Source organism: Mycoplasma marinum, from assembly GCF_004335975.1.
Classification (GTDB): Bacteria; Bacillota_I; Bacilli_A; order Mycoplasmatales; family Metamycoplasmataceae; genus Mycoplasma_K; species Mycoplasma_K marinum.
Genome location: NZ_PSZO01000015.1, coordinates 17,898 through 27,073 on the forward strand (window position 1 = coordinate 17,898; position 9,176 = coordinate 27,073).

General features: G+C 29.5%; 9 protein-coding genes. 2 read left to right on the plus strand and 7 right to left on the minus strand.

What is annotated here, in order from left to right:
* Positions 1 to 39: 39 nt before the first annotated feature.
* From C4B24_RS03225 to parE, 7 genes are all read right to left on the minus strand, one after another.
* Positions 40 to 267, minus strand: coding sequence for a YneF family protein (locus C4B24_RS03225; protein ID WP_131599315.1), 228 nt, complete (start codon positions 265 to 267; stop codon positions 40 to 42).
* Positions 268 to 329: 62 nt separating this feature from the next.
* Positions 330 to 1,151, minus strand: coding sequence for an MSC_0882 family membrane protein (locus tag C4B24_RS03230; protein ID WP_131599317.1), 822 nt, complete (start codon positions 1,149 to 1,151; stop codon positions 330 to 332).
* Entirely contained in the window at positions 1,142 to 1,804 is a 663-nt protein-coding gene (locus tag C4B24_RS03235) for a hypothetical protein (RefSeq protein WP_131599319.1), read from the minus strand. The genes C4B24_RS03230 and C4B24_RS03235 overlap by 10 nt, the downstream gene beginning before the upstream one ends.
* 81 nt (positions 1,805 to 1,885) lie before the next feature.
* Positions 1,886 to 3,214 carry an MFS transporter gene (locus tag C4B24_RS03240; protein WP_131599321.1) on the minus strand — a complete coding sequence of 443 codons (1,329 nt, stop codon included), beginning with the start codon at positions 3,212 to 3,214 and terminating at the stop codon, positions 1,886 to 1,888.
* Between the two features lie 47 nt (positions 3,215 to 3,261).
* Positions 3,262 to 5,055 carry a translation elongation factor 4 gene (gene lepA / locus C4B24_RS03245; RefSeq protein WP_131599323.1) on the minus strand — a complete coding sequence of 598 codons (1,794 nt, stop codon included), beginning with the start codon at positions 5,053 to 5,055 and terminating at the stop codon, positions 3,262 to 3,264.
* A 91-nt stretch (positions 5,056 to 5,146) separates the two neighbouring features.
* The gene (gene fmt / locus C4B24_RS03250) at positions 5,147 to 6,001 is read right to left on the minus strand and encodes a methionyl-tRNA formyltransferase (RefSeq protein ID WP_131599325.1); all 855 of its coding nucleotides are present in this window, start codon (positions 5,999 to 6,001) and stop codon (positions 5,147 to 5,149) included.
* A 136-nt stretch (positions 6,002 to 6,137) separates the two neighbouring features.
* Complete coding sequence (gene parE, locus C4B24_RS03255) at positions 6,138 to 8,054, minus strand: DNA topoisomerase IV subunit B (protein WP_131599327.1); 1,917 nt, start codon at positions 8,052 to 8,054, stop codon at positions 6,138 to 6,140.
* A 50-nt stretch (positions 8,055 to 8,104) separates the two neighbouring features.
* On the opposite strand from parE, the gene C4B24_RS03260 reads away from it, so the two are divergent.
* Together C4B24_RS03260 and C4B24_RS05270 are read left to right on the plus strand one after the other, a co-directional pair.
* Positions 8,105 to 8,848 carry a glycerol-3-phosphate acyltransferase gene (locus C4B24_RS03260; protein WP_168388340.1) on the plus strand — a complete coding sequence of 248 codons (744 nt, stop codon included), beginning with the start codon at positions 8,105 to 8,107 and terminating at the stop codon, positions 8,846 to 8,848.
* A 237-nt stretch (positions 8,849 to 9,085) separates the two neighbouring features.
* The coding region (locus C4B24_RS05270; RefSeq protein WP_394343192.1) for a helix-turn-helix domain-containing protein at positions 9,086 to 9,176 on the plus strand (91 nt) is incomplete at its 3' end.

The following is a 9,176-nucleotide window of genomic DNA, read 5'->3' on the forward strand; positions in this document are numbered from 1 at the left end:
AAAAGTATCAAAATAGATTAAAAAAAATAGCAAAAGCTATTATTTAGCAGCTTGCATTGAACGCATTACTGATTTGATTTGTGCTTCAGATGGTTTTCTACCCATTTGTAAAAACATTGCTCTAATCATTTTTTCGTTAATTGGTGGATTTTCTCTAAGTTGTTTTTCAAACAATCTTTTAGTAATAAAGAATCCAATTCCTCCACCAACTAACATTCCAACTATAAATAAACCAATAATTAAACCAATTGCTAATCCTAATGACATGTTGCCTCCTTGTAATATGTATAACTCTATGTTTATGTATTAATATTATACAAAAAAAGCGCCTAACGCTTTCTTCTAATTATTCTTAATATCATTAAAATTATTAATGGCACAACTAATATAAGGAGAACTGACAATATAAATAGTCTCCTATACGCCTTATTTCTTATTGATTTTATCTCTTCTATTTGTGATGTTGGTGCTATTTCTTCACCGAAATACATATTCATATCATTGATTCTTTTTCTTCTCTGTATAGCAAATATTATATGAACTATAGATATAACCAATAGTGATATCGCCATTATTGTAGCGATTAATTCTGGTCTTCCCATACCGTTATGTATTCATTGATCAAAGTGCAGTATTCATCAATCAACATCTTTTAACCATCATAAAATAACTGTTGATATTCCGCCATAAAATAATAATGAAAAAGTAATTCAATTATGAGCAACTTGTTTTTTATGCATCCCTATATATAACTTAGATATAAATGGTGGAGTTGATGAAAGACCTACCTGAATATCTTGACGATATCTCTCCACTGCCTTTCTCATGCTAATAAATTCAATAGACGATATTGCAAATCTATATAATGCTAGCATTCCACAGATACTTGGAACTGAAAATGTTATAGGACCAAAATCTCAAACAAGAACTCCAAGTACAATCGCAATAATTGATGCTAATAATAATAAACCAGATAATATCATTGTAGATATTTGTCTTACCAACTCTCATCTAATAACCCCATAAATACCATTTGGTATTGATTTCTTAGGGTCGGTAACAACGTGTTTTTCATGAACATTAGTTTTTGTAAATGTGCTTGTGTTTATAAAAGTTATTGTATCATTGCTGTTTATTGGTTTTAAATTCATTTCATACCGCCTTTCATTATATTTTGTAGTTTAATAGTTGGTTTAAAAACAAACCTTTTCCCTTGCTTATCTTTCTTAAACAAATTAAGACCAGCCAATCTTTCTAAAGAGCTTCTTGCAGTTTCATATGAGCATGAAACAAATTTTATATAATCTTCTATTGAATAAAATTTTGTTGTTTCATTATAAGCCATTATGAACTTCTCATCCTTTTTAGATAATTCTGGAATCATCCTTCTAAGGTCCATGTGTGTATTATCATGTATAAAATTATCAATCTCATTAATCAATCATGATGTAATAATTGTCAAATCATTACCATCATCTTGAAACTGTTTCAAGATTATCTTATATTTATCTTTTGGTACTTCAAACGGTAAATCCTGCTTAGAAACTAATCTTTTAGCAATTTCAGTTATAAAATCATTATCATCTGCTTCTATATTTAATTTACTTGCTAATTCAACATTCTTTATATAACGTTTTTTTACCAATTCTGGTGTTTCTATCATTTTAGCATATTGATTTTCAAATGTTACTATAGTTGTAAAGTTTAATCTATACTTTTTTACAAATAATGAAATATTAGAGTCCATTTGCTCTAATTTACCTAAGGGTATATATGCATCATTTGTAAATTTACCTTTTTCCATAATAATATTATACATTAAAAACTATTTTACTACTAATTTATTACTAATTATTTACTAACTACTAATTTATTACTAATTATATTATTTGAACCCAAATTCATATTCTTGAAGAGTTTTATAAAGTCTATCCATTTTTTTATGATTAACAATAAAAAATAAAGTTGCGATTATCGTAATAAATATTGAAATACAAAGTATCGATAAAAGGACGTTATTTGTACTCATTGGTGAATTGATTATTATTTCATCTGATAATAATTGTCCAGCACCATATGAGAAGGATCTTGTTGTAAGAAAAATTCCCAAAACTAATGCGGGATGCTTGTGGTCTAAGTGTAATGTAACCCCAAATAAAGTAATCTGGAATGTAATTGAACCAAACACTATAAGTAAACTTGTAAGTGCTCAAACTAATGGTAAATTAACCTTTAAAATAACTAAGAATAAATCTATAACTATCCCAATTACAACCGTTACAAATGATAAATATTTAATAAGCACTATATCAAAATTCTTAACAAGATAAACTCCGGTAAAAATAGCAACTAATAATGTGACAATTGAGACTAATGAAAATAAATTGCTTTCACTTGTTCCTGAAATACCCATTTGTTGTATTACATTTTCATTAATTAATAAATTATTCAAAAATGCCATTGAACAAGCCGAAAAAGATAATTTTCAAATCATAGAGTAACCTTTTGATGTTTTAGCAATTTCAGCAGGAGCACCTAAATCTAAACCGATTGTTTCTTTTCGCTCTTTGGTCAATGTGTATAAAATTAAATAGAAAGAACCAAATATTAACGAAGCAAGTATTATCCATCTTAAACTCCCCATATCTATCACTCCGTTAGTTAGAGAATATTTAAATATGTTTCCAAGAGCTGCTGTTGCTAATGGAATTGTATACATAATAACAGAGGATTTGAAAACTTTGGAAATATTTCAATTTTCAGATCAATATTGTGAATTTAATCCAAAAGTAGCCCCAACAAATCCAGCAGCAATAACAGTTGCAATAACTGATCAAAATGCAAAATTTGATATTATTGTAGTAGTAGCTGTAACGATAAATACCACTGCCACTAATTGAATGCCTAATTTACGGGATTTAAACTTAGAACAAATCACCCCAATTGGAATTCTAACTATAACTTGTGTCATCTGATAAAGTGATATTATTATTGGCCATACTCAAGGTTTATCAACTAAAATTCTATTTATTTCACTTGTATTTTTAATATTGCTAAGATTCGTTTTGAATATTTGCATAACAAATCAAAAAATAAATAAAGAAACATAAATAAAAATATTGTACTTAGCAATATCTTTTGTTTTTATTAATAGGAAGGTAATTATTAAAATAATTAACCCGAATGTTGCGGATGATATTATTAATGTGTTCATTATTAATTAATTATATAAAAAAACTTAGATTATCTAAGTTTTTATTATTATTTATCATTATCCGTTCTAAGGACTTGTAAAAAAGCATCTTGAGGAACTTCAACAGAACCAAATTGTTTAGCTCTTTTTTTACCTGCTTTTTGTTTTTTAAGAAGTTTATCTCTACGTGTTCTATCTCCACCATAAAGTTTAGCAGTAACATCTTTTCTATAAGCTTTGATTGTTTCTCTAGCAATAACCTTTGCTCCAATTGCTGCTTGAACAGGTATTTCAAAGTTATGTTTAGGAATAACTTCTTTAAGCCTTTTAGTTAAATCCCTACCTCTATAGTAAGCAAAATCTCTATGACATATAAATGAAAATGCATCAACTCTATCTGAATTAAGTAATATATCGACTTTTATAAGATCTGATTTTCCGTAACCTACAAAATCATAGTCAAAAGTTGCATATCCTTTTGAAATTGACTTTAACTTATCAAAGAAATCAAAGATTATTTCAACAAGAGGTAATTTATAAACTATTTTACGTCTTGTATTATCAATGTATTGCAAGTCCAAATATTCACCACGTTTATTTTGACATAATTCCATTATCCCTCCCAAATGAACTTCAGGTGTAACAATGGTAGCTTTAATAAAAGGCTCCTCAATATAATCAATAAATGAAGGGTCTGGTAATTTAGTTGGGTTAGAAATAACTTCTAAACTCCCGTCTGTCTTGTAAACATTGAACTCTACAGAAGGTGCAGTAGCTATTAAGGGTACATTAAATTCCCTTTCTAATCTTTCTTGCAGTACTTCCATATGTAACATTCCCAAGAATCCAACACGGAATCCGTGTCCAAGAGCTAATGAAGTTTCAGGCTCAAACGTAATAGACGAATCAGAAAGAGCGATTTTTTCCAAAGATTCTTTTAACTGTTCATAATCTTTACCATCAATAGGATAAAAACCAGTGAAGACAACAGGATTTAGTTTTTTATACCCAGGAAGTTGCTCTTTAGTAGGGTTGCTTGAAAGTGTGATTGTATCCCCGACAGCAACATCTTTTGCATCCCTAATTGAAGCAGCTATTCAACCAACTTCTCCTGATTCTAATCATTCTTTTTTAACCTCGGCAGGATTCTTGATACCAAGTTCGGTAACATCAAATTTGTTTCCTGAAGACATAAATACAAATTCATCACCTTTATTAATTCTTCCTTCGAAAATTCTAACAAGTAAAACAACACCTCTATATGGATCAAAATACGAATCAAATACAAGCGCTTTTAAAGGTTTATTATCATCTGCACCTTCAGGAGCTGGAATACTTTTGATGATTTCATCCAAAACTTTGTCGACATTTTGACCAGTTTTAGCAGATATTTCAATAGCATCATCAGCTGGTATTCCTATAACATCTTCAATTTGTTTTTTTACCCCTTCAGGATCCGCTGATGGTAAATCAACTTTATTTATAACGGGTATTATCTCTAATTCATTATCTAAAGCTAAATAGACATTAGCTAGCGTTTGCGCCTCAATACCTTGGGTAGCATCAACCAATAGCAAAGCTCCCTCACACGCTGCCAAAGATCTTGATACCTCATATGTAAAATCAACATGACCAGGAGTGTCAATTAAGTGAAAGATATGTTCCTTATATTCAATCTGGGCGGCATTAAGTTTTATAGTAATACCTCTTTCTTGTTCTAAATCCATAGTATCCATATGTTGGGTATTAAGATCTCTTTTTTGTATAGTGTTTGTTTGTTCTAAAATTCTGTCTGCCAAAGTTGATTTACCGTGGTCAATATGTGCAATAATTGCAAAGTTTCTTATATTTTTCTTGTTCATAGTGTAAAAATTATAAATTAAATTCTAATATAGTGCTAATAAAAATAATAAATAATATTTATATTCCGAAAAAGCAAGTAAAAAAATGAGTTTAAAACTCATTGCCTTTTAAAAATTCTTTGTAATTCATCGCCTTTTTTCCAGGTGCTTGTAGTTCAGAAATAAAAATAGAACCATCTTTTAATTTATATTCAATTCCCTCACTATTTGTTGAGTAATTCAAGATCTTGAATTTCTTTCCACCTTTGATGATATATGCTCCAGGAAAGGGGTTAAATGCCTTGATCATTCTTTGAGCAGTATAAACTGTATGTTTATCAATAATTTGACACTCATCTTTAGAAATCTTAGGAGAAAAGGTAACATTCTTTTCATCTTGCGGTATATTTTCAAACGTATCCATCTCAATTTTTTTTAATCAATCTTGTATGTTGTCCGCCGCAACCATAGAAAGTATTTCAAACATAAGACCAGTTGTATATGATTCCTCTATTGGTGTTTCAGCTTTAAAAATCATATCTCCAGCATCCATTTTCTTAACCATATGCATTAATGTAATTCCGGTTTTATCATCTCCATTTAAAATTGAATAGTGAATAGGTGCTGCACCTCTATATTTTGGCAAAAGAGACCCATGAATATTTAATGCTGCTTTTATTGGTAATTCAAGAATTTTTTCTGGAATTATTTGACCGTAAGCACAAGTTAGAAAAATATCGAAGTCAATTTCTTTTAATTCATCATAAATTTCTGATATTTTTTCTGGTTGAAAAATTTTAATACCATATCTCTTGGCTAATTCTTTAACTGGTGTTTCAACAACTTTTTGACCTCTCCCTTTTGGTCTATCAGGTTGTGTTATAACTCCAACTACTTCAAAATGATTTATAACCTCTTCAAATGCCCTTACAGCAAATTGAGGTGTTCCTGCTAATATTATTTTCATTAATTAATTATAACAATAGTTATTAGCACCTTGATATTTTTTATTAAAATTAAAACTAACTATGTAGAAAAGGACCATGCTCAATATCAATATTTATAGAGTAATTAATTTTGTTAAAAAAATAACCTACTTAAGGTTATTGTTGGAAATTATCTTCCATAGTGAAAATAACATTTTCATCAATTCATTTTTTTCTAGGTTCAACTTTGTCTCCCATAAGTGTAGAAACACGCCTTTCAACTATTGCCGCATCATCAACAGTTACTTGGATAAGTGTTCTGGTTTTTGGATCCATTGTTGTTTCTCAAAGTTGATCGGCATTCATTTCACCAAGACCTTTATAACGTTGGATGTCAGCACCTTTATATTTTTCTAATAAATCACGCAAAGTTTCATCATCTCATGCATATTCTTCAATATTTACTTTTGATGTTTTTTTAGAAACTTTATATAATGGAGGTAATGCAATATAAACCATACCAGCCTCAACAAGCGGTCTCATATATCTAAAGAAAAATGTTAATAATAAAGTTTGTATGTGAGCACCATCCGTATCGGCATCGGTCATTATTATAACTTTTCCATATTGAACATCTTTAAGATTAAATTCAGCACCAATTCCAGCACCAATTGTATTAATCATTGTTCCAATTTCTTCATTTTTAAGAATGTCTATTAATTTAGCTTTTTCAGTATTAACAACTTTACCCCTTAAAGGTAATATAGCTTGAGTTTTCCTGTCTCTACCAAGTTTTGCTGATCCACCAGCAGAATCACCCTCAACTAGAAATATCTCTTTATCTTCAGGTTTTTTAGCTTGAGCAGGTGTAAGTTTTCCTGATAATATTTTTGATTTATTCAATTTTGATTTTGTTTTTCTTGCATCATTTCTAGCTTTTCTAGCAGCATTCCTTGCATCAGCAGCTTTTTTGGCTTTATTAACTATTGAATGTGCATCTTTTTTATTTTCTTGCAACCAAAATCCAAGCTTTTGGGAAATAATATTATCCACTATTTCACGCGCCTCAGGAGTCCCAAGTTTATCTTTTGTTTGTCCAACAAATTCTAATATTTTTTCAGGTATTCTTACTGAGATAACAACAGTCAAGCCCTCCCTAATATCAGTACCTTCAAGATTTTTATCTTTTGTTTTAATAAGTCCTTGCATTCTCGCATACTCATTCACAGTTTTGGTTCAAGCTGTTTTAAGTGCAGTTTCATGAGTACCACCGTCTCTTGTTTTAACATTATTAACAAAGGAAATTATTGTATCTTGATAAGCTTCTGTATATTGGAAACCAATTTCAACTTCTATTTCTTTTGATTCACCTTTAAAAGTTACGGGTTTTTTATTAATTTTAGTCTTTGAAGTGTTTACGAACTCAACAAATGCTTCAATCCCATTAGAATAATTAAAAGTTTCTGATTTTTTATCAAATTCTGATTTGACTGAAATCTCCACACCCGATACCAAGAAAGAAGCCTCCCTTAATCTTTCGGAAACTCTTGCGTAATTTAATTTTGAATTTTTAAATATTTTGTATTCAGGTCAGAATTGTATTCTTGTACCTTTTTTGTTAGTTGGACCTATTTTAGTTGTTTTTTGAGTTATATTTCCACCATTTTCAAAGACTGTGAGATATTCAAAACCTTCTTTATAAACGGTAGCTTCTAATTTGATAGACATTGCATTAACAACTGAAGAACCAACACCGTGTAGCCCTCCTGCTGTTTTATAAGCTCCTTCAGAAAATTTACCACCTGCGTGCAATTCTGTAAATATTAATTCAATCGCTGATTTTCCAGATTCATGTTTACCTACAGGTATACCACGACCATTATCTTCAACAATTACTGAACCATCGTTTTTAAGTACGACTTTTACCTTATTTGCAAAACCTGCCAAAACTTCATCCATTGAATTATCTACTATCTCTCAAACTAAATGATGCAACCCATTAATATCGGTTGAACCAATATACATACCCGGTCTTTTTCTAACGGCCTCAAGGCCTTTTAATACTTTAATACTGCTTGCGTTGTAATTAGACATATTAACATTATATGTTATGAAAGCGTTTTTTTCACTATAATTATTCCATTATGGAAAATACATTAGGAAATATAATAGGATTCAATATACTAGCATTTATTATTGCTTATTTAATTGGATCTTTAAATACATCAATATTAGTATCTAAAAAGATGATGAAAGAGGATATAAGAAGTAGTGGTTCTGGTAATGCCGGAGCAACAAATATGGCTAGAAAAACAGGTTTTGGTGCTGGAATGTTAATTTCTTTTATCGACTGAACAAAAGTTACATTAACAGCATTTATATTTTGGATTTTAAAAACTCAAATAAAACACGGATTCGATTATGTTTATATACAGTTAGTAGCTTTTGCTGTATTTGCAGGGCATATTTGACCAATATTTTTTAAATTCAAAGGTGGAAAAGGGGTTTCAGCTTTCTTGGGATTTGTAATGGCATGGAATGTAGTAGCTGGATTATTAGTTATTATCTTCTTTTGAGTAATTGTTTATTTTGTTGATAAGATTTCATTCTCTTCAATTTCAATGACAATATTTATTGTGTTTTTATCTTTAATACCTTGATTCAATAATGGTATGTTAACAACTATAATGTCCCCAGGCAGTGGTTGCTATTTTGACTGTGTTCATTTTTGAATAACTCCAGGTTTTACATTACTAATTTCTATATTAGTAGTAGTTAAGCATAGAGAAAATATTAAAAGAATGATCAAAAAAGAGGAAAGTTCATTTAGACAATCAGTTATGAAAAGAGAACCTGGTTGTAAGTTATTTAAAAATAAAAAATCTTAAAGATCGAAAAAAGCAGATTCAAAAAGGATTCTACCCTCGATTGAAATTTAAAGTGCAACACTTAGAGTTAAAATTTAAGTGAGGCGCTTTTTATATACAATTATTCAAAATAAGCAAACGAAAAGCCCCCACAATACTAAATAAGGAAACCATATAAATTACGCAAAACACTAAAACAAATTAACTTTGAAGAAAGAATGAAAATAGAATACCTTTTAAATTAATGTTGTAGAAAGCATTTCAAAAATAGCTAAGAGACTTAAAAGAGCAAAATCTACAATTAAACGAGAAATAGAAAGAAATTTGTTTAAGGGTAAGTATATTGCAC